Source organism: Shewanella sp. HN-41, from assembly GCF_000217915.1.
In the GTDB taxonomy this organism is placed as follows: domain Bacteria; phylum Pseudomonadota; class Gammaproteobacteria; order Enterobacterales; family Shewanellaceae; genus Shewanella.
Genome location: NZ_AFOZ01000014.1, coordinates 17011 through 43359, shown reverse-complemented (window position 1 = coordinate 43359; position 26349 = coordinate 17011). Strand labels below are relative to the sequence as shown.

Annotated in this window: 19 protein-coding genes; 12 read left to right on the top strand and 7 right to left on the bottom strand. The window is 48.4% G+C overall.

Annotation, left to right across the window (positions count from 1 at the left end; genetic code table 11):
- Positions 1 to 64 precede the first annotated feature (64 nt).
- Positions 65 to 529, top strand: coding sequence for a DUF1456 family protein (locus tag SOHN41_RS02855; RefSeq protein WP_007645382.1), 465 nt, complete (start codon positions 65 to 67; stop codon positions 527 to 529).
- A 260-nt stretch (positions 530 to 789) separates the two neighbouring features.
- Entirely contained in the window at positions 790 to 2478 is a 1689-nt protein-coding gene (locus SOHN41_RS02850; RefSeq protein ID WP_007645381.1) for an NAD-dependent malic enzyme, read from the top strand.
- A 68-nt stretch (positions 2479 to 2546) separates the two neighbouring features.
- Here the strand turns inward: SOHN41_RS02850 and SOHN41_RS02845 are convergent, their stop codons facing one another.
- Positions 2547 to 2981, bottom strand: coding sequence for a DUF3069 domain-containing protein (locus tag SOHN41_RS02845; protein ID WP_007645380.1), 435 nt, complete (start codon positions 2979 to 2981; stop codon positions 2547 to 2549).
- A 32-nt stretch (positions 2982 to 3013) separates the two neighbouring features.
- The gene (locus SOHN41_RS02840) at positions 3014 to 3538 is read right to left on the bottom strand and encodes a phosphatase PAP2 family protein (protein ID WP_007645379.1); all 525 of its coding nucleotides are present in this window, start codon (positions 3536 to 3538) and stop codon (positions 3014 to 3016) included.
- A 201-nt stretch (positions 3539 to 3739) separates the two neighbouring features.
- On the opposite strand from SOHN41_RS02840, the gene SOHN41_RS02835 reads away from it, so the two are divergent.
- Positions 3740 to 5629, top strand: coding sequence for a GGDEF domain-containing protein (locus tag SOHN41_RS02835; protein WP_037457935.1), 1890 nt, complete (start codon positions 3740 to 3742; stop codon positions 5627 to 5629).
- A 1-nt stretch (position 5630) separates the two neighbouring features.
- Here SOHN41_RS02835 and SOHN41_RS02830 read toward each other — a convergent pair whose 3' ends face one another.
- The gene (locus tag SOHN41_RS02830; RefSeq protein ID WP_007645363.1) at positions 5631 to 6425 is read right to left on the bottom strand and encodes a substrate-binding periplasmic protein; all 795 of its coding nucleotides are present in this window, start codon (positions 6423 to 6425) and stop codon (positions 5631 to 5633) included.
- 160 nt (positions 6426 to 6585) lie between these two features.
- Between SOHN41_RS02830 and queG the strand changes: the two genes are divergently transcribed.
- The 4 genes from queG to SOHN41_RS02810 all read left to right on the top strand — a co-directional run bounded on the left by queG (position 6586) and on the right by SOHN41_RS02810 (position 12177).
- Positions 6586 to 7788, top strand: a complete 1203-nt coding sequence (gene queG, locus SOHN41_RS02825; protein WP_007645362.1) for a tRNA epoxyqueuosine(34) reductase QueG — start codon at positions 6586 to 6588, stop codon at positions 7786 to 7788.
- 158 nt (positions 7789 to 7946) lie between these two features.
- Complete coding sequence (locus SOHN41_RS02820; RefSeq protein ID WP_007645360.1) at positions 7947 to 8909, top strand: alpha/beta hydrolase family esterase; 963 nt, start codon at positions 7947 to 7949, stop codon at positions 8907 to 8909.
- Positions 8910 to 9096: 187 nt separating this feature from the next.
- Positions 9097 to 11373 carry a TonB-dependent receptor gene (locus SOHN41_RS02815; RefSeq protein ID WP_007645359.1) on the top strand — a complete coding sequence of 759 codons (2277 nt, stop codon included), beginning with the start codon at positions 9097 to 9099 and terminating at the stop codon, positions 11371 to 11373.
- 132 nt (positions 11374 to 11505) lie between these two features.
- The gene (locus tag SOHN41_RS02810; RefSeq protein WP_007645358.1) at positions 11506 to 12177 is read left to right on the top strand and encodes a response regulator transcription factor; all 672 of its coding nucleotides are present in this window, start codon (positions 11506 to 11508) and stop codon (positions 12175 to 12177) included.
- A gap of 19 nt (positions 12178 to 12196) precedes the next feature.
- Here SOHN41_RS02810 and SOHN41_RS02805 read toward each other — a convergent pair whose 3' ends face one another.
- Positions 12197 to 15709 carry a PAS domain-containing hybrid sensor histidine kinase/response regulator gene (locus SOHN41_RS02805; protein ID WP_007645357.1) on the bottom strand — a complete coding sequence of 1171 codons (3513 nt, stop codon included), beginning with the start codon at positions 15707 to 15709 and terminating at the stop codon, positions 12197 to 12199.
- A gap of 165 nt (positions 15710 to 15874) precedes the next feature.
- On the opposite strand from SOHN41_RS02805, the gene SOHN41_RS02800 reads away from it, so the two are divergent.
- Together SOHN41_RS02800 and SOHN41_RS02795 are read left to right on the top strand one after the other, a co-directional pair.
- On the top strand, positions 15875 to 17041 hold the full coding sequence (locus SOHN41_RS02800; protein WP_037457932.1) for an MFS transporter: 1167 nt from the start codon (positions 15875 to 15877) through the stop codon (positions 17039 to 17041).
- Positions 17042 to 17043: 2 nt separating this feature from the next.
- Complete coding sequence (locus SOHN41_RS02795; protein ID WP_007645355.1) at positions 17044 to 18018, top strand: alpha/beta hydrolase; 975 nt, start codon at positions 17044 to 17046, stop codon at positions 18016 to 18018.
- Between the two features lie 179 nt (positions 18019 to 18197).
- Here SOHN41_RS02795 and SOHN41_RS02790 read toward each other — a convergent pair whose 3' ends face one another.
- Positions 18198 to 20249 carry a PHB depolymerase family esterase gene (locus SOHN41_RS02790; protein WP_037457930.1) on the bottom strand — a complete coding sequence of 684 codons (2052 nt, stop codon included), beginning with the start codon at positions 20247 to 20249 and terminating at the stop codon, positions 18198 to 18200.
- 129 nt (positions 20250 to 20378) lie between these two features.
- On the bottom strand, positions 20379 to 21179 hold the full coding sequence (locus SOHN41_RS02785) for a 3-hydroxybutyrate dehydrogenase (RefSeq protein ID WP_007645352.1): 801 nt from the start codon (positions 21177 to 21179) through the stop codon (positions 20379 to 20381).
- Between the two features lie 215 nt (positions 21180 to 21394).
- On the opposite strand from SOHN41_RS02785, the gene SOHN41_RS02780 reads away from it, so the two are divergent.
- Entirely contained in the window at positions 21395 to 22102 is a 708-nt protein-coding gene (locus SOHN41_RS02780) for a CoA transferase subunit A (RefSeq protein WP_007645350.1), read from the top strand.
- 9 nt (positions 22103 to 22111) lie between these two features.
- On the top strand, positions 22112 to 22774 hold the full coding sequence (locus SOHN41_RS02775) for a 3-oxoacid CoA-transferase subunit B (protein ID WP_007645349.1): 663 nt from the start codon (positions 22112 to 22114) through the stop codon (positions 22772 to 22774).
- A 136-nt stretch (positions 22775 to 22910) separates the two neighbouring features.
- Here the strand turns inward: SOHN41_RS02775 and metE are convergent, their stop codons facing one another.
- Positions 22911 to 25193: a 5-methyltetrahydropteroyltriglutamate--homocysteine S-methyltransferase gene (gene metE, locus SOHN41_RS02770; RefSeq protein ID WP_007645347.1), complete on the bottom strand. Its 2283-nt coding sequence runs from the start codon at positions 25191 to 25193 to the stop codon at positions 22911 to 22913.
- A gap of 200 nt (positions 25194 to 25393) precedes the next feature.
- Here metE and SOHN41_RS02765 point away from each other — a divergent pair, with 200 nt between their 5' ends.
- Positions 25394 to 26299: a LysR family transcriptional regulator gene (locus SOHN41_RS02765; protein ID WP_007645346.1), complete on the top strand. Its 906-nt coding sequence runs from the start codon at positions 25394 to 25396 to the stop codon at positions 26297 to 26299.
- Positions 26300 to 26349: the final 50 nt, after the last annotated feature.

Here is a 26349-nt window from a genome sequence, read left to right as displayed (position 1 = left end):
TGTTGCTTTAAGTATATAATGTCGGCTCTTAAACCAGACAGCGCAGCCGCGCCAAGAGATGACCATGATTAACAATGATATTTTGCGCCGTTTGCGCTTCGTGTTTGATTTCAGCAATGCAAAAATGATTAAAATTTTTGCCAAAGCAGGAAGAGAAGTGCCCGTCGAAGAGATGATTAATCTTCTGCGTAAAGAAGAGGAAGAAGGTTATAAGGCTTGCAACGACACGACACTATGTCAGTTTTTAGATGGCCTTATCATAGAGAAGCGTGGTTTACGTGAAGGTGCTGAAATTCCAAAGCCAGTTTCACGCTTAAACAATAACTTAATCTTCAAAAAGTTACGTGTTGCCCTCGAAATGCGTGAAGAAGATATAGTGGCAACCCTAGAACTTGCCGAAGTGCAAATGTCAAAATCAGAACTAAGCGCCCTCTTTAGAAACCCTGAACATAAGAACTTCAAAGAGTGTGGCGACCAAATTCTGCGTAACTTTATCCGTGGTTTATCACTCAAGTACCGCGGCGTGTAACGTACAGTTTCGTCGCTAAAATAAAACGCAGCCTAGGCTGCGTTTTTTGTCTATACCCTTCACCCACCAAAGGCCTAAAACCATAAAAAGTCACAGCCAATTGCTATACAACATCTCGTTTTAAACAATGCCTCTCGGCTGTGGTGCAAAAAAAACCACAAATACCTCACGACACGGGCAACAAAGATCACATTTCATGATAACCTTACGTGACTTACAGCACGTATCGAACCACTTAAACAATAACTCAAAGGTTACCCATGGACGATAATAAACGCCCCCTCTATCTTCCGTTTGCAGGACCTGCCATTCTTGAAGCCCCCTTAATTAACAAGGGCAGTGCATTTTCTGAAGAAGAGCGTATTTTCTTTAACCTCGAAGGCCTAGTACCCTACGCCATTGAAACAATTGAAGAACAGGCGTCACGCGCCTACGATCAGTTCAGAAGTTTCAATAACGATCTCGATAAGCACATCTATCTGCGCAACATTCAAGACACCAACGAAACCCTGTTTTATCGTTTAGTGCAAAATCACATCAGTGAAATGATGCCAATCATCTACACCCCGACGGTAGGTTTGGCCTGTGAGCGCTTCTCGAAAAACTATCGCCGTAACCGTGGTTTGTTCATCTCCTACCCGAATAAAGACAGGATCGATGACATCCTCAATAACTCGACACGCCAAAAAGTGAAGATCATCGTCGTGACCGACGGTGAGCGTATCTTAGGTTTAGGCGATCAAGGGATTGGTGGCATGGGGATCCCGATTGGTAAATTGTCACTCTATACTAGCTGCGGTGGGATCAGCCCCGCTTACACCCTTCCCATCACCTTAGACGTAGGTACAGATAATCCACAACTGCTGGAAGATCCTATGTACATGGGTTGGCGACATCCCCGTATTGGCGGCGAAGAATATGCCGAGTTTATCGAAGCCTTTATGCAGGCAGTGCATGTCCGCTGGCCTGATACCCTGATCCAATTTGAAGACTTCGCCCAAAAGAATGCGATGCCAATCCTTGAGCGTTATAAGGATCGCTACTGCTGCTTTAACGATGATATCCAAGGCACCGCCGCGGTAACTGTGGGCTCCTTACTCGCCGCCTGTAAAGCAGCGGGCACTGAGCTGAATCAACAACGCATTGCCTTCTTAGGTGCGGGCAGTGCGGGTTGTGGTATCGCCGAGGCCATAGTGGCACAGATGGTATCTGAAGGTATCAGCGATGAACAAGCACGCAGCCAAGTCTGCATGGTTGACCGTTGGGGTTTGCTGCTCGATAACATGCCTAACCTGTTGCCCTTCCAGCAAAAACTGGCACAAAAATGTACCGACATTAGCAACTGGAATAACTTTAGTGACAATATTTCACTGCTCGATGTCGTAAACAACGCTAAACCCACAGTGCTGATTGGCGTGTCTGGCGCGCCGGGTCTTTTCACCGAGGAAATTATCCGCGCTATGCACAGCCACTGTGCGCGGCCGATTATCTTCCCGCTGTCTAACCCGACTAGCCGCGTCGAAGCGACACCAAAAGACATTTTACATTGGACTTCAGGCCAAGCCTTAGTGGCAACGGGTAGCCCATTTGAGCCTGTGGTTGTCGATGGCGAAACCTATGAAATCGCCCAGTGTAACAACAGCTTTATCTTCCCAGGCATTGGTTTAGGTGTGCTTGCCTCTGGTGCACGCCATGTGTCCGATGCCATGTTGATGGCATCGAGCCGCGCACTAGCCGAATGTTCACCCTTAGCCATTAACGGTAACGGTCCATTACTGCCAAAATTAGAAGATATCCACACTGTCAGTAAACATATCGCCTTTGCCGTCGGCAAGGTCGCTATTGAACAGGGTTTATCCTTACCTGCAAGTGATGAGCTACTTAAGCAGGCGATTGAAGATAACTTCTGGAAACCAGAATATCGTCGCTATAAGCGCACATCATTCTAATTTCAGACATTCATCCAAACAAAAAGCCCGTCAATCGACGGGCTTTTTTACTACTCTAGCTGCACAGCTTAAGACGCCATTACCTGTTTAAAGCTATTGAGCATAGAACGATCGGTACGGGCCTTTTTCAGTTTACGCAGGCTTTCCTTGAGCGACTCATCGGCCAAACGGGTAAATATCCCGTTATATTCCTTCTCGTTAATCGCCTCATCGGTATCCGCCTGCTCGGAAATCTCCTGCGCGACTCGGCTTAATTGCAGCCAAGCATTGGCAATATAAAAGCCATGGAACTCAGCTTGTGATATGAGATTACGCGCACTGGCGGGCAACGCATCCCAGGCTTGGCTAAATTTAGCTTCTCTGTCTTCTAACAGCTCGGCACATAATCCTTGGTAAGCCGCTAATAGGCTCTCAGGTAATTTCGCCATAGGTAAGACTTTGTTGGCAACATTGTAGGAGATCTGCTCGGCAATCTCACGATAAGCGGCTGATAATTCGCTCATAAACACTCTCTAATCTTGACTAATGACAGTGGCTAAAACCGGCCACTAATATACACACCGTACGTCCCATTACCCGCTAAGGGCGTCACTGTAATCCCTTTATAGGGGTCAGTAAAATACCAACCCGCTAATGCTCCAATGGCGGCGCCAGCGAGAACATCTTCTAAGTAATGTTGATCACTCGCCACTCGGGTATAGCCCACGTAGGATGCAGCGATATAGGCGGGTAAGCCATATTGCCAACCATAACGCTGCTGAATAAAGGTCGCCGCCATAAAGCTATCCGAGGTGTGACCCGATGGAAAAGAGTCATCACCACTGTCATCGGGCCGGTCTTTACTCACCCCATATTTTAGGCCTTCGACCACTAAGCGGCTCGATACCGCCGCCTGTATCAATTGCCAACTGCCATCGTAGCCGTCCTCATAGAATAAGGTGGCCCCCATTGCCGTTGCTGGCAGCATTAAATGCAGTACATCGCCCGAAGTTTCTAAATCTGAGCTGGCCCAGCTGGTGCCACTGACAATGACTAACAGTGCACAGAATAAATTTTTCAATGATGATTCCTTTTCGGGTATATTCCAAGGCGACGTTTATACCTTGATAGTCATTGGAATGCAAAATTGTACTCGTTTTATACCCAAACAACCTGAAACTCGTATCTTCAGGTAGCTTGGATATATATCAATCGTGACGAAAGAGACTATGCTAAGATGATGATTAGCTATTGATTTCAACGCGGATAGGAATTATTCATATTGTCGCATCCAGTACGCTATTTATCACTCCTTTTGCTACTACTCTTTACACAACACTTTGCTGTGGCCGAAGAAAAAACTCGGGTTGATAAAATATTCGAAAAGCATGACCGAGGTGAAACTATGACACCTGAAGCGGTCAAAGAGGATATTGCGCAATTAAGCAAACTGATCCCCGCCGATGATGTTGTTCGAACCGAAAAATTGCAGTTGTTAAAATGCTGGAACCAGGCCTCAGCAACTGAGCAGGACATTAAATTAGCACTTGCCTATACCTCTCATGTCCTTGCCCATATTCCCCCAGGCGCCAGCCCTCACTATGTCACAGACTTAACCCTTTGCCACGCTTGGTATGTGCAGTTAAGTGGTGATATGAAGGGCGCGATGGAAGGCTACGATCTTAGCGTGAAACGCGCCTATGAGCATGAAGATCTAAAACTGATTGCCGACTCACGTAGCCTCCGTGGCGCTCTATATTCTTATATTGGCGATTTTTCTTCGGCATTAGACGATCTAGTGACAGCGCAGGATCTGTACGAATCCTTGAATTTAACTGGTTGGGCCAATTTCAACCTTGCCGATATAGCCACCAGCTTTAGACGCTATGGCGATCCTAAGAGCGCTATACGTTATTACAATAAACTTAAAAATATTTACTCAAAAAACAATAATCAAGGTCAAGCTATCCTTGTCATCTCCGATATTGGCTTAGCCTTGGATGAACTCGGTGAGCACCAGCAAGCGATAGCACAATTTCTGATAAGCTACCGCTATTATAAGGAACATCAACAGACGATTGCAGCCGCTATTGTCGCAACAAATATTGCGTATAGCTTAATTAAGCTCAATCGCCTCGATGAGGCCGAGCGTTATTTGACCGAAGCAGGGGCGGTAATCACCGAAAAAGAACCCATTGATTACAGTTTTATGAAACTGTTTATGGGGGAAATCAAATTTCAGCGGGGTCACTATGACGATGCCCTCATCGATCTCGCCAAAGGAGAAACTGCCTTTCGTTCTCTTCAGAATGACCGAGGACTGGTTCAACTCTTGCAATTAAAGAGTGAAATATATGCCGCCATGGATAATTTACCCGCGGCGTACCGTGCATTACAGGAATTGATGGCCCTAACAAAAAAAGTGGATGGTAATTCACTCGACCTACAAACTACTGAATTAAAAGTTAAATTCGATACCAGCCGCATAAAATTAGAAAACGAAAGGCTAATTGAAAACCAAACACTTAAGGAGCAAGAACTTGCCTTACTCGAACAGAATAGGTCATTGCAATACATAGTGTTACTGCTAACAGCCTGCATACTCGTCATAGTCTCTATCTTTGCCTATAAACAGGTAAATCGAAATCGCCAGCTGCAAGTGGTTGCCCTAACCGATTATCTGACCCAATTGCCTAATCGGCGGCATATTTATGCTCAAGCAGCCAAGTATTTCCAACGAGCATTAAGACAGCAGCACCCATTCTCGGTGATTATTTTCGATGCGGATCATTTCAAGAAAATCAACGATAACTTTGGCCATGAAATTGGCGATCGTGCACTGATCACTATCGCCAATGCGGGTCAAGCACTAACGGGAAATAAAGACCATCTAGGTCGTATCGGTGGTGAAGAGTTTTTGATCCTACTACCCAATACCGATGCTAAACGAGCCTGGGAACTTGCCCATCAACTGCAAAGCAAAATCACCGAACTCAGCCATCAAGAATTACCCAATGAACTCGCATTAACGGTGAGCGCCGGGGTCGCCACCCTAGAGGAAAAATCGCATGATAGAGATTTTGCAAGTTTGCTGAAGCGGGCAGACAAGGCCCTGTATGCCGCTAAAAATGCGGGGAGAAACTGCGTAAAATCAGCGCCCTCAGAGACTTAAACTAGGTATTTTTATGCCAAAAAATTTGGTGTTCTAAAGGGGGTGGTAAAGCCCCAAACCAATTTTGATATAAACGGCTGAACTCCCCAGAATCCTTCATTTTTTCAAGCTCTGCCTGCCAGCTTAAAACGAGATCTGCCGCAGTACCTTTAGAAAAGGCGAGATACAGCTTGATTTCGGAAACCACATACACTTGCTGTACATCCGCTTCCTTCGCACCTATTTCCTCTAATAGATGTTTAACGGCGAGATCGGCCTGACACCAAAAACGCACACGGGAAAACAATAACTGCTTGGCAGACTGCTGGGGAAAACTGGCGATGAGCAGGTTATTAACCCCAGATAGTGCTAACAACTGGGCACCAGCGGACTCACGGTACACCCCCACAAGCCCGGCAGTCTCGACCTCGGCTAAATGATTAATCGTTATCGGATCGTCAGCTCTGGCATATAAAGCAATCTTACTGGTTGCTATTGGTCCAATAAAATCAAATAGTCTCTCACGCTCATCCCCTATAGATGCCGCAAACAGCAACACATTGGGCGAGGTACTAGCAATCGAATAAGCCCGAGCCCAAGGAAGTACTTCAATTTTCTCTTGCTGCCCTAACCTAGTCTGTATCAGGTTAACCAACTCCACCCCAAAACCTTGGGGAATGCCATTTTGCTCATAGCTCACAGGGGGCCAAGCCTCGGTGACCAATTTCAATTTTTCCCCGGCCACACATTCACCGCTGAGAAACAAGAGCAGCAGGCTCATCATCAAGCTGTAACTTAAGGATAACGCTCTCAACATAGGGTTACCAAAATGGCAAAAATGACTCTAATCATAGATTCAATACCAATGCATACTGAAAGGGAACGCTTACTTCACCGTTACAGATGAAAATCGTGCTCAACGGAGGAAAAGTGTTATCATAGAATTATCAAATCTAGCGCATTTTTCCAATTCATTCATGTCCCTTGTTACCAATAACAGATCCAATCAACCCAATGTCCGCGAACTCGCTAGGCTCGCTCTGCAGATAAAGGCATGGGGTAAAGCACTCGGATTTGCACAGGTAGGCATTTGTGACACTGACCTTACAGCACAAGAAAGCCAACTCCAAGCTTGGTTAGATAAAGGTTATCACGGCGAAATGGCCTATATGGCAAACCACGGATTGATGCGCGCGCGTCCCCAAGAATTGCACCCAGGTACAGTAAGGGTGATAACGGTACGCATGGACTATTTACCCCCAGAAGCGGGCTTTGCGACTCACCTCACCGACCCCAATCTCGGTTATATCTCCCGTTATGCGGGAGGGCGCGACTATCATAAGTTAATCCGTGCTCGACTTAAAAAGCTTGGGGACCAGATCAGCGCAGAATTAATTAACCTCGGTTTCGATGCTGCCGATTTTCGTCCCTTTGTCGATTCTGCCCCCATACTCGAACGACCTTTAGCCGAAAAAGCCGGGATTGGCTGGACGGGTAAGCACTCACTCATACTCAACCATGACGCGGGCAGTTGGTTCTTTTTGGGGGAACTACTGATCAATCTTCCCCTTCCAGTGGATATTCCCATTGCGGAAGGCTGCAATACTTGTGTCGCCTGTATGACCTCCTGCCCGACGGGAGCGATTGTCGAGCCCTATGTGGTTGACGGTCGACGTTGTATTTCCTATCTGACAATAGAACTGCAGGGAGCGATCCCAGAGGAGTTGCGGCCACTGATGGGCAATCGTATCTACGGTTGTGATGATTGCCAACTCGTGTGCCCCATCAATCGTCAAGCGCCACTCACAGTCGAAACTGACTTTCACATTCGCCCACAACTAAAACAGCCCGACCTTCTAGGCCTATTTGCGTGGAGTGAGGCCGAGTTTCTCAAACACACTGAGGGCAGCGCCATTCGCCGGATTGGCCATAAGCGCTGGTTGAGAAATATCGCCGTTGCACTGGGTAATGCCCCGGCAAATCCCGCCATCATTGCCGCGCTAAAGGCACGCAATGACAGCGAAGATATTGATGACATAGTACGTGAGCATATCCAATGGGCACTCAAGGCCCAGCAATTGCGCCTGACGGATAGCGAGGCAACAGCACAACAAAAAGCCCGCCGTAAAACCGATCGCATAGTGCGTATTATTGAGAAAGGCTTACCGCGGGATGCCTGAATCCCCCATTCATTTGAATAGAATCCAATCTTGACCTAGATATTTTCCCATTTAGACGCTGTATAACAAATACTTACCTTAGGGTGGATCTAAAGTGCCATTGCAAACCAAGTAGGAATTACGCAAGTTCTCACTATGACGAACTTGGAATGCCCCCTATGCTCAGATATAAACCCTTAGCCATCAAAGCACTCGCCCTCTCAATGTGCATGGCATCAATATTTTCGCTTCAGACCCAAGCTGAGACAACTTCATATCAAGCCCTTACAGAATTTGGTGATAACCCAGGGAATCTGAGCGCTTCCTATCTAATCCCCAACCACAACGCCACCGCCCCTGAGCTGAACACGCTTATCGTACTACTTCACGGCTGTGTACAAGACGGGGTTGAACTGGCCAACAATAGCGGCTTAACCGACCTCGCCAGAGAGAAGAAATTTAGCTTATTAGTGCCACAACAGAGTTTCGAGAACAATGTAAAGCGTTGTTATAACTGGTTTTCAGCGCAAGATACTCAAGTAGACAGCGGTGAAATGCTATCGCTGAAAAACATGATAGCCCAAGCGCAATCCCAATCTGGCGCCAAACGCGTCTATGTTATTGGCCTATCTGCTGGCGGTGCGATGGCCAGCGCCGCCCTAGTCAATTATCCCGATTTATTCACCGCAGGCGCGGTGATTGCAGGTCTGCCTTACCCCTGCGCCGATAACCTGACCAAAGCCATTTCCTGCATGAAAAAGGGCCCCGCCGAATCGGTTGAAGAGCTGGTGAGTTTTGCCAAGCAAGTCCATCCCAACCAGCAACACTGGCCCGCGTTAACCGTATGGACAGGACAAAACGATGTGGTGGTGAACCCTGAAAACGCCAAACAACTCTCGGCGCAGTGGGTCGTACTGACCCAAGCGAATAAAACACCAAGAGTCGAACACTATGCCGACTATAGTGTTAACACTTGGTCTGATACGAGTGGCAATAGCCTTATTTCATTAATCGAAATAAATAATATGGGCCATGGAATTGCTGTCAATCCGGATATTAAAAATGGTGGAATGGTTGGAGATTTTTTACTAAAAGCCCCCATTAGCAGCATGTCAGAAATAATCAATCTTTGGGGAATATAGGGTTTATATAATAAATAAACCCCGCGTATCGATATTCAAAATATCGGTATAAAAATAATAAGTTAAAAACACATACTACTATAGTACCGATTTAAATTTTAAATAATTACTATAGAGTCAATGTGAATCAAAAAAAATAGTAGTAAGTACCAACCTTTAAAAATAAATACTACAACGGGAAATCTGTATGAAACAGAATACTATCAAAATGAGTTGCATTGCTTTAGCTATCTCATCTGCATTGGCAGCACAATATGCTGTTGCTGAGGATGAAAATAGCACTGGGGAGAAGCAAGCCACCTTAGAACACATTGAAGTGACAGCCCGTAAAACGGTTGAGAGCCTTCAAAACGTGCCTGTTGCAGTGACCTCGGTCAGCGCAACGGACTTGGCCGAAAACGGTATCAGTGTGATGACTGAAATCCAGCAATTTTCGCCCAATACCACGCTGCAAGCCAGCCGTGGTACCAGTTCAACCCTCACGGCTTTTATCCGCGGTGTCGGCCAAGAAGATCCACTCTGGGGCTATGAACCCGGCGTCGGCATCTATATCGACGATGTGTATATCGCCCGTCCACAGGGCGCGGTACTCGATATCCTCGATGTACAACGCATCGAAGTACTGCGCGGCCCACAGGGGACGCTTTATGGTAAAAATACCATCGGCGGCGCAGTGAAATATGTCACTAAGAAAATGAGCGGCGATGCCGAGCTGAGCTTAAATGCCACCGTCGGCAGCTATAACCAAAAAGACTTTAAGATCGCCGGTCAATATCCCTTGGTCGATAATAAACTCTACTTTGGCTTTGCCTTAGCCAGCCTAAACCGCGATGGTTATGGTGATTTCGTCGTGTCGGCGCTACCAGACCAAGACACTGAAAACTATAATAAAGATGTTATGGCGGGTCGAGCGAGTCTGGAATACACACCAACAGACAATCTGTTTATGCGGTTATCCTATGATAAAACCCAAGACGACTCTAATGCCAAGGGTGGCTATCGTTTACTGCCGAGTTTGCTGACAGATGCCCCCGTGCCAGACAGCAAATATGATTCCTACACCAGTATGCCGACCTGGAACAAGGTTGAAACCGAAGGTTGGGGACTGACGATCGAATACGGCTTGAACGATGACTGGACGCTAAAATCCGTCACTTCATCCCGAGAAAGCGATTCGTCCACCAACATCGATTTTGACAATACCAGCCTGCGCATTTTTGACGTGCCCGCTATTTATGATGATGAACAGTTCAGCCAAGAATTCCAAGCCAACTACGATGGTGAAAACCTCAAACTCGTCTCCGGTTTATATTATTTTACCGGTGATTCCTGCGGCGTGTTCGATGCCATTCTTGAAGAAGCCTTTAAAGCCTATGGCGGTCTGACCCGTGAAGTCAGCGGTTGTAACAACAGCGAAAGTTATGCGGCCTATGCACAAGGTTCCTACGATATCACCGAACAACTATCCCTAACCTTAGGTGCGCGTTTTACCCGCGAGACCAAGGAGGCTACAGTCTATAACGGTGTGATTTTCGACAGTATTTATCCAGAAACTGGCTGGTATCCAGGCTATGTTCGTGATGAAGACCAAATTGCCACCAGCATACCTAAAGTACTCGACGATGAAGAAACCTGGTCGCGTTTCACCCCTAGAGTCGGCTTAGAGTATCAACTCACCGATGATATGATGCTCTTTACCAGTTACTCACAGGGCTTTAAGTCAGGTACCTTTAACCCAAGGGCGACGGGGCCTGAACCCGCTGTTGATCCAGAAACGGTTGATTCCTATGAACTGGGTGTAAAAAGTGAGTGGAATGACAATCTGCGTATCAACGCCACCGCTTTCTACTTGAACCATAAGGACAGGCAATTTGTAACCGTATTACCCGGCGAAGATGCAGCCGATCTTAACCAACGTTTAGGCAATATTGGTAAATCAACCGCGACGGGTCTCGAACTCGAAGTGGAATACGCTGCGACTAAATCATTGAATCTGTTTGCGACTCTGGGTTTAATCGACGCCAGCTTCGAGGAAGTGATCTCCTATGATGCCGAGGGTAATCGCATCGACATTAGTGATACCTACACTATCACCAACACCCCTGATACCACGGCAAACGTTGGATTTAGCTACAATATCGACACGGATATCGGCAGCTTTGTGGCCAACGGTAACTACTACTATCGCAGCGATTATGACTTAGCCGTAGTAGATAACCTGTTGAGTCAAGACGGTTATGGCCTGCTGAATCTCGGCTTAAACTGGTACAGCAACGACGGCCACTGGTACGCTGGCTTACATTGGAAAAACGTCACCGACGAAGAATATCTGGTCGGTAACTATGCCTTCGTGACACCCGATGGTAACGGTGGCTATATTCCAGGATTAGGCGGTGACAATACATTAATTGGCTATTATGGTGATCCTGAGACAATCTCCCTCACGATTGGCTATAATTTCTAGAATAATATTTCACATTAAACCAATAATAACCGACTCCCATGAGTCGGTTATTAGTTTAAATATCAAAAAAGATTGTCTAGCATTAATTTTTTATAGGATTAAACTGAGTTTAAAACTTTAAGGGAACAGGTTATGTCTCAGATAAAAGTAGCGATTGCAGATGATCATCCATTATTTCGTGCAGCATTAACTCAGGCTGTTCTCAAAAATGTTAATAGTGTTGAGGTATTAGAAGCCGAAAACTTTCAAGATTTAATTTCAGTTGTTGAGAATAATCCTGACATTGAGATTATTTTTCTCGACTTACATATGCCAGGGAACGATGGTTTTACTGGCTTAACCCTGCTACAAAATCATTTTCCCGATATAGTGGTAATTATGGTCTCTTCTGACGATCAGCTAGAGATCATTCGTAAGGCCATTAACTTGGGGGCCAGTGCCTTTATTCCTAAATCCGCCAACTTAACTCAGATATCGACCGCCATTGCCACAGTGTTAGAAGGGGAAGTCTGGCTACCCGAACATACAGATATCAATGCCGATCAGCAAACCGCCGCCGAGTACCAACGCTTAGCAAAACAGCTCGCTCAGTTAACCCCCCAGCAATATACCGTGCTCGCCAGCATTGCCAATGGTCGCTTAAACAAACAAATCGCCTATGATCTCGATATCAAAGAAACCACGGTCAAAAAGCATGTGTCGGCCATACTCGTTAAACTCGAGGTGTACAACCGTACTCAGGCGGGATTGGTATTCCAGCAATTGATGCTCACGACAAACGAAAATCAACCCGTCACCGTCTAACCACTGTTAGCAATCCATTTTATGATAACTGTTTAATTATCCGCTTTAAGGCAATGGCTTTCACCGGTTTACGTACAAAACTAAACTGTGCGCTGCTGGTATGCTGGCGTACGGACTCAGATGGATCCGCCGAGCAGATAATGCAGGTCGGACGCTGTAGGCTAAACTTAGGGCTGTCGAGCAATGTTTGCACCAGATCCACACCATTTTGCTCATTATCCAAATGATAATCGGCAATAATCAGTTTCGGTTGCACCTGCTGCGCCAATTGCTGCTCGGCACTGACTTTGTCCCTTGCGGTGAGCACATGGCAACCCCAACCGAGGAGCAAGGATGAAATAGCCTTGAGCATCAACTCATCGTTATCGATTACCAGTATGCAGATATTAAAGCTGCCGCTAGTCAGTTCTTCTTCGCTATGAAGCTTCACAACATTTGTCGGCTTTTTCTGCTCCCAAACCCGCGGCACTTCGACGCTAAAGCAGGTACCTCTACCCACCTCGGAATGCAGATATATGTTTATGCCAAGCAACTTAGCGATTCGATCGCAAATGGCGAGCCCAAGACCTAAACCCGGGATTTCCCGTGTCAGCTCTAGGCGTTCAAACTCCGCAAAAATCGCCTGCTGCTTATCCTTCGGGATCCCAGGACCATTGTCCCACACTTGGATAAGCAGGCTCTGCTTAAGCCTTCTGACACCCAATAGCACCTTAGGTACAAATACTGATTCATTTAATTTTGTCACAGTACTATCCAAGCGAGAGTTCTGCAGAGCATGACCCCGTCGATTAACCATCCCCGCAGGGGAATAATGGAAAGCATTAGAGAGAAAGTTTTGAATAATGCGCCGCAGCAAACGTTGATCGCTCTGCACAAAACAGGAGGTGAACTGATAGGAAAAATCTATCTCTTGCTCGGTTGATAATACTTTAAATTCATTGACTAAGGTCGAGAGCAGATCATCGATCGCAAAATGGCTCAATTCGGTTTTAAGATGACTACTATCGAGGCGAGAAATTTCCACTAAATCGGACAGTAGGCTCTCAACCACATTTAAGGAGGCTTCGATATGGGTGGCCAAGTCCTTAAGCTCGGTGGAAGTGACCCGCTGTTTTAGCATTTCAGTGAACAGGGTTAAGGCATTAAAGGGCTGCATTAAATCGTGGCTCGCCGCCGCTAAAAAGCGTGTCTTGCTGCTGTTAGCGGCCTCCGCCTCTGCCTTGGCTTTTGCGAGTTCACGGGTGCGGCTTTCGACGCGCTTTTCGAGGGTTTCATTGGCCAGTTGCAAGGCTTTTTCGGCCTGAATATGGGCGGTGATGTCGGTAAAGGTACTGACAAAACCGCCCCCCGGCATGGCCTGACCGCGGATCTCCAGCACTTTACCATCGAGCATAGTGCGCAGAAAATGATGCGGGCTGCCGCTACGCATATGGGTGAGGCGCTTCTCCACCAACTCATGGGCCTCATCCCCCACAATAATGCCGCGCTCGATATTAAATCTAAGCAGCTTTTCTATCGGTATGCCCGCTTTGACATAATTCTTAGGATAATCAAGTAATTCTATATATCGCTTGTTCCATGCCACTAGACGCATATCGGCATCGACCACACTAATACCCTGCTCGATGTTTTCCACCCCCGATTGCAATAACTCACGGTTAAACTCAAAGATCTGGTTTGCCTCGTCGACAATGCTGACCACATCTTCTAACGGCACTTGCTGCGAGCGTGACGCGGCATTCATCACCATTCGAGTCGAGGCTGAACCTAATACTCCCGACAGCTTAAGACGGGTGTAATCCACCAGTTCCTCGCGGCGAGCTTGTAGTTGTAATTCTGAGCCTAAGGCTTTAGCGCGCACGAGCAAGACATCGGCTTCTTCCTTATTGATAAAACGATGCAGCAGGCTGGCCAGATCCTCAACCGATAAATGCCTTTCCAATGCCACCTGTTTGCGGTTAACAAACACATCGGCCTGTAGGACTTCCCCCACACTCTGATCTTTCATTAGGGAAATCAGTACAAAGCAACCCATATTCACCAGCAGGCTATAAAACAGGCCATGGCTGATATTATCTAGCCCACCCAGACCAAAGAGTGCCGTCGGCGTTAACCATGGGAGATGCCATAGCCCCTGAGTTACCCAAACTGCATCGGGGAAGGTTGCGGGCAGCAGCAAGGTATACAGCCAGACGATACTGCCCATCAACATGCCCCAAAATGCGCCTTGGGTCGTTGCTCGGCGCCAGTAAAGTGCACCAACTGCGGCGGGGAAAAATTGTGACAACAGCACGAAAGACAAGAGCCCAATACTGGCCAAATGATTCTGCTGATCGATATAACGTTCAAATGCAAAGGCCGACAACAGAATCGCCGCTATCGATATCCGCCGTAAATTGAGCAATATCCCTGAAAGCTGCGGCGTCTGCTGTGAGCTAAATTTCGGTAATCTGAGCAGTAGCGGGGTCAAAATCTCTGTCGAAATCATGGTACTGAGTACAATCGCGGCCACAATCACCATGGCTGTTGCCGCAGCCAACCCACCGATGTAAACCAGAATCCCCAACCAAGCTTGTTGATAAAACAGTGGTAAGGTCAGCACATAAGTATCGGCATCGACACTGCCACCGGGAAAACTCAACTGCCCCGCGAGGGCAATCGGCAACACAAAGGCATTAATCAGCAGCAAATAGAGGGGCACCATCCAACGGGCGGCTTTTAACTCCTTGGCATGGTGATTTTCAATCATCATCATGTGGAATTCCTGCGGTAGGGCATAGATGGTAATGGCCCCAAGGAGAATTTGCGACAGCACAAAATAGGCCGAATTTCCCCCAGTGCTTGGCGGCAAATGCTGACTCTGGGTGAGTAAATCACTAAAGCCATCAAACACATAGAAAGTCGCAAATATTCCTACTGTCGTGAGCGCAAACAGCTTAACCACAGAGCTAAAGGCAATCGCCAGTACTAACCCTTGGTTATGTTTACTCGCCGAAAGCTGGCGAGTACCAAATAAAATACTAAAAATAATCAATACGATAGTAACAATAAAGGCGGTACTTATCCCAGATTGGAACGTCCCTGTTAATAGATCGAAACTGGTACTGATGGCCCTTAACTGCAAAGCGATATAGGGAATAGTGCCGAATAAAGAGACCATGGCGACGCTGGCGGCGATTTTGGGTGAGCGGTCGAAGCGGCAGGCAATAAAGTCGGCAATGGAAGTCAAGTTTTGGCTTTTGATGATCTGCAAGGTTCGCATCAGCATGGGCCAGGCCAACACTAAACAAATAATCGAACCTATATAGATGGGCGCTAACCAAGCCCCAGTGGTCGCCGCTTGTCCTACCGTGCCGTAAAAGGCCCATGAGGTACAACAAACGCCCAAGGACAAGCTATACACCCACGGCCTCTTACGCCATTGATCTATCGCCTGATTTTGCCCCCATTGGGCAACGATAAACAGCACTGCCAAGTAAGCAATCGATATAACACTGATCCACCATGTATCAACAGACAGCCAAGCCAGCAAGATATTCCCCAATTAAGATGCTTAAACACCCTGCCAAACTACACCAGACAAACAAATTGTTAAAGAGTTGATAACAGTGCGGTGCACTAAGGTAGTACTTATTTATCAACCCCCATCGGCTAACCTAGCCCCAATGTTGACTGGAGGTTTTAAACAAGTACGCCTATGAAAATAACCCATAAATATCTAGTAGAAGGCCTGGTTTTTACCAGTTATGTATTATTTGCTATGGCATGGGTTGGCGGCACCGCGAGTATGAATAACATCATGGCTTCAATGCATATTGAGAGCTATGCCTCCGCCAGTTTACTGAGCGGCGCAGTCACCTTAGCCAAAATTGTCGGCACCTTTGGCGCGGCCTATCTCACCTTAAAATTTGGCGTTAAGTATGCTTTTTTAGTCGCAGCGCTGTTGATTGTGACCGGCATAATGACACCCTACGCCCCTAACTACGAACTGCTCCTTCTCAGCCGCTTTTTAATGGGCCTAGGTGGCGCCTTTATGATTGTGTATTTCAATCCCATAGTGATGCATTGGTTCGCCCCAGAAGAGCGTCCAGTGATCAATGGGTTAAACGCAGTGGCCTTTAATATGGGCACGGCAATTGTGCTGTGGGGCATGCCAAGCATCAATGCCATTAGCGGTGGCTGGCAACAAAGCCTGTTGCTCTTCTCATTGATCAGTCTAGTGTTGGCCTTACTGTGGTTACTGGTACAGTTTGACCATGTACAAAGCAGCAATGGGATAAAGACAGATAACCAAACCATTTACACTTATCTCGATGGCCTAAAAGATCCCTTTAACTGGGCCTATGCCCTTACCTATTCAGGCTTACTGTCTTTCTATATTTGCCTGTTTACTTTTTATCCCCAAGCGGGTATCAGCCAAAGTAAGTGGGTGATTGGCTTTGGGATTATTGGCACCATAGCTGGTATTCTCTACAGCCGTAAACAGCCATTAAGACTGCCCATTATTCGCCTTAGCGGTGTACTGATTTTTATCACAGTATTAGGGTTGTCCTTCGGCTCGGTGTCTTGGCTACAGAGCCTATGTGCCATAGTACTAGGCTTTTTTATCTTTTTGCCCGTGACCGCCCTAGTCTCCATTCCCCATGAATTGCCAAAGATGACGAGTCAAAAAATCACCGTGATTTTCAGCCTGTTTTGGTCAATCAGCTATTTGATTTCCACCTTAGTGTTGTGGCTGTTTGGCAAGCTAGTGGATATCAATAACGGCAGTTACTTCGCCTCCTTTGTGCTGATCACCCTGTTAAGCACCACCGTTTTTATCGGCAGTTATTTCCTCCCAGAAACCGGACAAGCTAAGGAGTAAGCATGCAAGTCTCCCCCCGTGGTACCGCCTCAGTTAAGCTGACGGATTTTCTTGCGTTAGCTAACCAGAATATCGCCCTCGCGAAACAGCAAAATATTCAATACAACCCGCAGTTGCTGCGGGAAAACTTGAATAAACTCACGGCACTGATGAGTGCCAAACCCGAGGTGAGTTATATCGCCGATAAGGCCTGGCAACTTGGGGAGCGGGAAATCTGCTGCCGCGTTTATAGCCCTGTGCCGACACAAGCTCTGCCCGTGCTATTACATTTCCACGGCGGTGGCCATATGTGCGGCAGCGTAGAACTCTATGATCCTATCTGTCGCCACCTTGCCAGCATCGGCCAGTGTGTAGTGATTAGCGTGGAATATCGCCTCGCGCCCGAATACCCATATCCCGCGGGGCTTGAGGACTGTGACTATGCCCTGCGCCACTATCAAAGCGTGCTCGATGAAGTGCTGTATCAGGAAGGCGTAAGCATTATGGGCGACAGTGCCGGCGGTGCGCTGTGCACCAGTCTCAGCCAGCGCAGTCTAACCGACAGCACGCTTAACATCGCCAAGCAAATCTTGGTGTATCCCAGTGTGGATTACACTATGGCGAGCCCTTCCTACCAGAGCAATGGCACAGGCTTTTTACTCGAGACCCCGAGGGTACAGTGGTACTTCGAGCAGTATTTTCAAGCCGCTGCCAAGGATGCAGAGTTAGTCAAACGAGCCTCCCCCTTGCATGGCGAGATCAACGCCAAGCTGCCTAGCACCTTGATATTTACCGCGGGCTGCGATCCACTGCGTGATGAAGGTATTGCCTATGCTAATGCCTTAAACGCCGCAGGCGTGCAGGTTCAGCACCATCAATTTGAGGATATGATCCACGCCTATATGCTACTTCAAGATTTAGTGACTGAAGAATGTCTGACAACCTATCGGATGATTGCTATGTTTTTAGCAGAGTCCACCCCCATTACAGCTAAATAGTTCACTCGCTAAAACACTTGCTTTTAAAGCACCTACGGCAAAATACGTCCTCGTAGGTGCTTTATTTTTTTGATTATACAGTTCTAGGGCTTACCACTATCGGGGGTGTCTTGTAATTCAGCTTGGTAAAACGCCTTCTAACTGTATGACTAAACTCATTTCTCTCACTCAGTGATAACCTAATTAGGACAACTGCCAACGACATAGTAATTGGCGGCTGTATTGGCCAAAGTGCTGCTATAGAAAGTATTATAAAGCCCCATCAACTGACCCGAACCCAGAGCATAGGCATAACCACCACTGGTTGTCGCGCGGCCCGCCACCACATGGGCATAGTTTGTCGCCGTGACTTGGGTACATTGGTAAGTATCGCCATTGGGCGTCGTATCGCAGGCATTGCCGATACCATCACCATCGTTATCGGCCTGATCCGCATTGGCCACATTGGGGCAGTTATCGACACTGTCGCTAATACCATCATTGTCGCTATCTGTTGGCTCTGTGGTGCCGCCCGTGCTGCCAGTACATGCCTGCTGAGGCCCGGCGCAACTAGTATTGCCATCGGCAACCCATTGGCATTGGGATGTGCCCACCGCATATTCGCGCATGGTAAATTGCCCAGTGCCGAAGGCGAGATAACAGGCGGAATAGCCTACGCCCCAAGTGATATGACCCAGATTAATATGGGTGTTGTAATCCCCAGTCACGCCCGCATCGATAGTGAAGTTAATACTGTCTTGGCTGGAGAGTTGCGTGCTATCCACCGCAATCACGGTCGCAAGGTTAGCACCGCCAGGTAAGCTGCAACCCTGAGCACTATATTGAGTGCCATTAATGCTCGCGCTGACTTGCTGACCAGAGCTAAATCCAACGGTTACCGAGGCTAAATCTTGGTTCACATCGACAACCGAGCCCGTCACCGACGCGCATTGCCCAGAAACACTCACTTGGATATTGCTCAGCTGCGGCGCGGCATTCGCAGGCTCAGGCCCAACACGTACGGTTAACTCCACCGGTGCACTGAGCGCCGCCAGATTATCACTCGCCTGCACCACCAGCTTGTACAGACCATCACTTAAGCTTTGGCTAGAGAGTTGAAAACTACCGTCGGTGTTTATGCTTGTGGTGCTCACACTACCAATTAAGGTTTGGCTCGCACCATCGAGCAGATAAATACTTAATCCCACCTGCGCCACGCTACCATCGCTATCACTGGCAATACCGCTTATATCAAGCACGCCAGCATTATCCACCGCGGTCACATTCGCTAGTGTGGGCAAGGCATTACGGTTTACCCTCTGGTTATTGTCGGCGAAGAATTTCCCCAAATAACTGGCAAAGTTAATGCTGTCATCGGCCACATAATCCCCCGACGCGCCCGCCCCACCGGACCATGAGTGATCTAGGCCGTCAAACCACAGCATAGCCACCCGCTTGTTGCTCCACAGGGTTTCCGATGCAGTATGCCCTGCCCCTTCGGATAAGGCATTGGTTCCGCTTAACTTAGTCACACCGTAAACCGTTGCAAAACCATCGGCATTCTGCTGGTTATAGCAAGTGTTGACCGTAGTGTCGGCCTTGCCATGGCCAATTACGGCTAACTGAGTCCCCAAATAACTCTTGTAGCTACCCGCGTAGGATTCGCAGCGTGATTTAAAGGTAGATGTCGATACGGTTTCACAGGTCGAGATCGCCCCATTCGAGCTCGTGCCTATGCTTGGCCCAGCGCTCGATGCTACCCCTGCAAATACATCGGGTGCCACGCAGGCGGTTTGCATTGCCATCGCCGCCCCCGAGGAGAGCCCAGCAATATACACCTGAGTCGGGTCGATATGACGGTTTGCATCACCCGACAGGGCACTCGCCAAATTAATCAGATTTTTATAATCCCCCGATGTTCGATTAATGCTGCCCTGCCAATAGGACCAACAGCTGTAGCCCGCCTTATTCATCGCATCGGGTACGGCAATCACCATACCGTGGGCTTCGGCGGCCTGCTCAAGATTGGCCGTGAGATAGTTGTTGATGGGTTGCACGCAGCCATGCAGCACTAACATCAATGCCTTACCGTCACCCACCTTAGCGTCAGAATCTGGAGTATAGATATGTACTTTGTTAAAACCACCAATGGCCACATTCTGTTGCCAACTTCCTGCGTACGTCAGAGATGAAAAAAGCCCAATTACAAGGAGTAGAAATTGGGCGACGAGACACGATTTATTCCATTTCATTGTTATCACCTTTAAGGTTATTTTTGTTTGAAAATAGACATCAAACTAAACCTAGGTGAATCACCTTAAAACGGATATGGGTCTTTAGCAGTAGACGCTAATATAAAACTAATTCTCTGAGTAACAATATTATTGCGCCGTCCAGGCACCGTCCATGGCCAGCGAGGCGCCCGTAATCCCCCTTGCGGCGCTTCCACATAAAAACAGCACAAACTCCCCAATCTGACGCGGGTCGAGCATCTCTGGCAGCGGTTGTTTTGCCGTAACGAGCTGATACTTGGCCTCGTCATAACTTAAGCCCTTATTGCTGGCAATCGCTTCAATCTGCTTATTGATCAGCGGTGTATCGACCCAACCAGGGCAAATAGCATTGACGGTAATGCCCTGCTCGGCGCACTCGATAGCCGCCACCTTGGTTAAGCCGACAATCCCGTGTTTGGCTGCGCAGTAGGCCGCCTTGTTGACCGAGGCCACTAAGCCATGTACCGAGGCGATATTGATAATTCGGCCCCAACGCTTTTCGGCCATCGCAGGCACTACCTTTTGAATGGTATGGAAGGCCGAGGACAGATTAATGGCAATAATGTCGTTCCATTTATCAATCGGGAAATGAGCGACATTTTCGGTGTGTTGAATGCCGGCGTTATTCACCAAAATATCAATGCTACCCAATGCCTTAACACCCGCGTCCATAAAGGCATGGATGCTTTCGGGATCCCGTAGATCGGCGTTACTGAAGAAGGTATGAATGTGATATTGTTCGGCAAACTCCGCCGCGAGGCGCTGCCCTTCTGCCTCTGGCATTAACCCGTGCAGGATCAGATGACAACCTTGCTCCGCCAGCACATGGGCCGTCGCTAAACCAATACCACTGGTGGAGCCGGTGATCAGCCCTACCTTGCCCTTTAAGCTTGAGTGTTCAACCGCCATATTGCTTATCTCCCGATGCTTCAAAATCCAGTCACAGTCCTTTACCCATGCCTGAACACAGGCAAGGCGGGGCACATCCCCAATGCCCCAGACTCAATGCCACTAGAATATGGCAATTGGCCGCAGTTTTATTTGGCACCTTAGTACCATAGGAGCGCCCGAAAAATTGGGTAATAGTAAGCACCACACTTTCAGCAAGCGTAAGAGAGCACTCCATGTCTGGATTGAATAAGGTGGTTACCAGCTACGCCGATGCGTTAGCGGGACTCGAAGATGGGATGACCATTATTGCGGGCGGCTTTGGCCTTTGCGGTATTCCTGAAAATCTAATCAAAGAAATCAAACACAAGGGCACCAAAAATCTGACCGTCGTCTCCAATAACTGCGGCACAACGGAATACGGGCTGGGGATCTTACTGCTCGATAAACAGATCAAAAAAATGATCGCCTCCTATGTTGGCGAGAATGCCAACTTCGAGGCGCAGATGATGTCTGGCGAGCTAGAAGTCGAACTCACGCCACAGGGCACGCTGGCCGAGAAGATGCGCGCGGCGGGCGCCGGCATTCCGGCTTTTTATACCGCGACCGGCTATGGCACGGACGTGGCAATGGGTAAAGAAGTCAAAGAATTCAATGGTCGCCATTATATTCTCGAAGAATCCATCACAGGCGACTTTGCCCTAGTCAAAGCCTGGAAGGCCGACACCTTCGGCAATTTAGTCTTTCGCAGAACCGCCCGTAACTTCAATCCGCTTGCCGCCACCGCGGGCAAGATAACCGTGGTGGAGGTGGAGGAAATTGTCGAGCCGGGTCAATTAGATCCCGATGAAATCCATACGCCCGGCATCTATGTCGACAGGCTTATCCAAGGCTGCTTCGAGAAGCGTATCGAGCAACTGACTACCCGCCCCTCCAGCAAATAGGATTTGGTTATGGCACTTTCAAGAGAACAACTCGCCCAGCGCGTCGCCCAAGAACTCAAAGATGGCTATTACGTGAATCTCGGCATTGGTATCCCCACACTGGTGGCCAACTATATTCCCGAAGGCATTGAAGTGATGCTGCAATCCGAAAACGGCCTCCTAGGGATGGGCCCTTTCCCCACCTTGGAAGAGGTCGATGCCGACTTGATCAATGCCGGCAAGCAGACTGTGACTATGGCAAGGGGCGCCGCCATCTTCGACTCGGCCGAATCCTTTGCGATGATCCGCGGCGGTCATGTGGATCTCACCGTATTAGGTGCCTTTGAGGTCGACACTCAGGGCAATATCGCCTCCTATATGATCCCGGGCAAACTGATTAAGGGCATGGGCGGCGCCATGGATCTTGTCGCCGGCGCCGATAATATTATCGTGACCATGACCCATGCATCCAAGCACGGTGAATCTAAACTATTAACCGAGTGTACCCTGCCGCTAACGGGTAAGGGCTGCATCAAAAAAGTGCTGACAGACTTGGCCTTTATCGAAATCAAAGAAGGCAAATTTCATCTACTCGAACGTGCGCCCGGCGTGAGTGTGGAGGAGATCATTAAGCTCACCGCAGGCGAACTTGTAGTGCCTGAGCATGTCCCCGAGATGATGTTTAACGAATAAGCACCATTTATCCGTAGGTTCAAGTGCACGTTCAACACATGCCTTTTCAAATAGCCAATAACAAAACAGGGATACCTAGGTATCCCTGTTTTTACGCAATGCCCTAACACGTTCATTGCGTGGGTATCACAACCTCTTAACCAAGGCGGCGACGCAGTTCACGGGTCGCATCGACCATGTTCTTCAGCGCAGGTTCCACCTCATCCCAGGTACGGGTCTTAAGGCCGCAGTCGGGGTTAACCCACAGTTGACGCACTGGCACTTTTTGCGCCGCTTTTTCGATTAGGTACACCATGGCCTCAACACTTGGGGTATTAGGCGAGTGGATATCGTAAACGCCTGGACCAATTTCATTGGGATATTCAAAATCTTCAAAGGCATTGAGCAGCTCCATCCGTGAACGCGAAGTCTCGATGGTGATAACGTCCGCATCCATGGCAGCAATGGCGGCAATAGTATCGTTAAACTCGCTGTAGCACATATGGGTGTGGATTTGGGTTTCATCCACAACACCCGCCGCACTCAGTTTAAAGGCATTGACCGCCCAATCTAAGTAAGCTTGCCACTCGCTTTGTTTTAATGGCAGACCTTCGCGGAAGGCTGGCTCATCAATTTGAATAATGCCAATGCCCGCATTTTGTAAATCCACCACTTCATCACGAATAGCCAGCGCCAATTGGGTGGCAATGGTATCGCGGCTAATATCTTCACGGGCAAACGACCAATGTAGAATCGTCACCGGACCCGTTAACATGCCCTTGACGGGTTTGTCCGTCAGGCTTTGGGCGAATTCGGCCCAATCTACCGTCATAGCCTTAGGGCGGCTCACATCACCATAAATCAATGGCGGCTTAACGCAGCGAGAACCATAACTCTGCACCCAACCATTTTTGGTAAAGCCCACGCCTTCGAGCTGCTCGCCGAAATATTCGACCATGTCATTACGCTCGGCCTCACCGTGAACCAGTACATCGATACCGAGCTTGAGCTGACGGTCGATGGTATCGCGGGTCACTTGCTGCAACTGCTCGGTATATTGGGCATCGCTTAACTCACCTTTGCGCCAGCGGCTACGTAGGCCTCGGATGGCGGGGGTTTGCGGGAACGAACCAATAGTGGTCGTTGGCAGCAATGGCAAACGATACTTACGCTGCTGCACCGCTTGGCGCTCAGTAAACTCGCTCACACGTTCATAATCGGCTTGGGTGAGCGCAGCCACACGGGCGATCACATTGTTATCCGCCGCCAGTGCCTTGGCTTCACGGCGTGCCAAACAGGTTTGCACTATCTCTTTTGCCGCCTCAGACTCAGGTGCCTGCAATAGTTGGCGCACATTGGCCAGTTCCAACAGCTTTTGCTTAGCAAACGCGAGCTGCTGACGTAGCGCCGGCGCGAGCGTTGTCTCGACCTCTAAATCCACCGGGCTGTGAAGCAATGAACATGAGGTGCCTATCCATAGGCGCGAGCCGTCTTGTGAGTATAAGTCTCTAGCAACACTGCCGATACGCTCGACAATCTGATCTACCTCTGCCGCCCACACGTTGCGGCCATTAACTACGCCTGCTGACAGAATTTGCTCTGGCCTTAAGGCATTGGCAAACAAAGCCAATTGCTCGGGTGCAGTCACTAAATCTAAATGCAGCCCCGCCACCGGCAGCGCAGAAACCAGCACCTGATGATGACTGATGCTACCATAGTAGCTAGTGAGTAAAATCTTCACTTGAGCCGTTTTAAGCGCTTGATAAGCTTCGCTAATCGCCGCTTGCCACTCGGCGGTTAATTCGAGCGCCAGAATCGGCTCCTCAAGCTGCACCCAAGTCACACCCTGCGCGGCAAAACGCGCAAGAATGTCGGCATAGGCCTTTAACAGATTTGGCAATAAACTGAGTTTATCGAAATCCTGGCCAACGGTTTTTGCCAGATACAAGTAACTCACAGGGCCTAATAACACGGGCTTGGCCTGATAACCCAGCGCCTGCGCCTCGGTCACTTCATCAAAAAACTGCTCATAGGCGATAGAAAACACTTGGTCTTGCTTAAGCTCTGGCACTAAGTAATGGTAGTTAGTGTTGAAATATTTAGTCATTTCCGAGGCTGGCGCATCGGTGCCCGTTGGCGCACGGCCACGGGCAACGCGGAATAAGGTATCGAGATCGATAGCGCCCTCGCCACGGTGGCGATCTGGAATGGCATTTAGGGTCGCACTCAGGGTTAATACTTGATCGTAAAAGGCAAAATCACCCACTGGCACTTGCTCAATCCCCGCGGCCACTTGCCATTGCCAATGGGTGCGGCGTAACTCCTTAGCCACCTCATGCAACTCAGCTTGAGTGCTCTCACCACGCCAGTATTTTTCGAGGGCAAACTTCAGTTCACGACGACGCCCGATACGGGGAAAACCAAGACTGTTTAATTGCATACCATATCTTCCTTTATTTGAGATAAGCCATATTCGGCACTTGCACCCAGCTGATGGTGTTTTCTTGGCAACTTTTCGCATTTAAGCCTAGATAAATCACAATGGGCGTCTGGACGTCTAGAAGTTTATTGTGATAGTCTCTATGCCAGCAACCGAATTGATTTCAAGCACAACATGAGCGAAATTCACTTGGAGTGATCATGATCGAACTAAGACATCTGCGAACCTTAATGGCACTGAAGGAAAGTGGCAGCCTAGCGGGCGCAGCCAAAAAACGTTTTGTCACTCAATCGGCTCTCTCCCATCAAATTAAGGAGTTAGAGCAACGAATTAACTCGCCCATTTTTGTGCGTAAAAGCAAACCCCTCTCCTTTACCCAGGAAGGCGCACGCCTGTTGCACCTCGCCGAAGAGATTTTGCCTAAGGTGTTAGAGACGGAGACAGATCTGAAAAACGGGCTGGAGACCGAAATCAATCAACTCAGGGTGGGGATTGAATGCCACAGCTGTTTTCGCTGGTTAATGCCGGTGATGGAGCAATTTAGGCACGATCATCCGCAGGCTGAATTAGATCTGTCGAGTCGACATCTATTCGATTCGCTCAATGCCTTAGAAATGGGTGAACTCGATATAGTGCTGACTTCAGATCCCGTGCCGGGGCACTCGCTCGCCTATCAGCATTTATTTGATTTTGAAGTGAAGTTAGTGGTTGCCAAGGATCATCCCTTAGCCACAGAAGCCTATGTCACGCCAAAGCAATTGGCACGCTTACCGATCATCAGCTACCCCGTGCCACTGGCGCGTTTAGATATTTACCGCCACTTCTTAGAGCCCGCTGGCGTGGAAGCGGGCGAGCAAAAGACCTGTGATTTGACCATGATGCTATTGCAACGTATCGCCTGTAAGGACGGTATCGCCGCCCTGCCCAATTGGTCAATCAATGAGGGGCATGGTTTGAGTCTAGCTTCTGTCAAACTTGGCCAAGAGGGGTTAAAGCGTCCCTTATTTGGTGCCTATCGTCGCCACAGCGCGAACTCGGCATTAGTGCAAAACTGGCTGCAATTGGTGGCAAGCGAAGGCTTAGCTCGCCAGCAGAAATCTAACTAAAATTTTGAAACTGAAATAACAAAGCCTGCAAACGCAGGCTTTGTTTTTAT

Excerpts from the sequence above, each read along its gene's own strand:
- SOHN41_RS02855 (WP_007645382.1), top strand. The coding sequence starts at position 65 with ATGATTAACAATGATATTTTGCGCCGTTTGCGCTTCGTGTTTGATTTC.
- SOHN41_RS02850 (WP_007645381.1), top strand. The coding sequence starts at position 790 with ATGGACGATAATAAACGCCCCCTCTATCTTCCGTTTGCAGGACCTGCC.
- SOHN41_RS02845 (WP_007645380.1), bottom strand. The coding sequence starts at position 2,981 with ATGAGCGAATTATCAGCCGCTTATCGTGAGATTGCCGAGCAGATCTCC.
- SOHN41_RS02830 (WP_007645363.1), bottom strand. The coding sequence starts at position 6,425 with ATGTTGAGAGCGTTATCCTTAAGTTACAGCTTGATGATGAGCCTGCTG.
- queG (WP_007645362.1), top strand. The coding sequence starts at position 6,586 with ATGTCCCTTGTTACCAATAACAGATCCAATCAACCCAATGTCCGCGAA.
- SOHN41_RS02820 (WP_007645360.1), top strand. The coding sequence starts at position 7,947 with ATGCTCAGATATAAACCCTTAGCCATCAAAGCACTCGCCCTCTCAATG.
- SOHN41_RS02815 (WP_007645359.1), top strand. The coding sequence starts at position 9,097 with ATGAAACAGAATACTATCAAAATGAGTTGCATTGCTTTAGCTATCTCA.
- SOHN41_RS02810 (WP_007645358.1), top strand. The coding sequence starts at position 11,506 with ATGTCTCAGATAAAAGTAGCGATTGCAGATGATCATCCATTATTTCGT.
- SOHN41_RS02800 (WP_037457932.1), top strand. The coding sequence starts at position 15,875 with ATGAAAATAACCCATAAATATCTAGTAGAAGGCCTGGTTTTTACCAGT.
- SOHN41_RS02795 (WP_007645355.1), top strand. The coding sequence starts at position 17,044 with ATGCAAGTCTCCCCCCGTGGTACCGCCTCAGTTAAGCTGACGGATTTT.
- SOHN41_RS02790 (WP_037457930.1), bottom strand. The coding sequence starts at position 20,249 with ATGAAATGGAATAAATCGTGTCTCGTCGCCCAATTTCTACTCCTTGTA.
- SOHN41_RS02785 (WP_007645352.1), bottom strand. The coding sequence starts at position 21,179 with ATGGCGGTTGAACACTCAAGCTTAAAGGGCAAGGTAGGGCTGATCACC.
- SOHN41_RS02780 (WP_007645350.1), top strand. The coding sequence starts at position 21,395 with ATGTCTGGATTGAATAAGGTGGTTACCAGCTACGCCGATGCGTTAGCG.
- SOHN41_RS02775 (WP_007645349.1), top strand. The coding sequence starts at position 22,112 with ATGGCACTTTCAAGAGAACAACTCGCCCAGCGCGTCGCCCAAGAACTC.
- metE (WP_007645347.1), bottom strand. The coding sequence starts at position 25,193 with ATGCAATTAAACAGTCTTGGTTTTCCCCGTATCGGGCGTCGTCGTGAA.
- SOHN41_RS02765 (WP_007645346.1), top strand. The coding sequence starts at position 25,394 with ATGATCGAACTAAGACATCTGCGAACCTTAATGGCACTGAAGGAAAGT.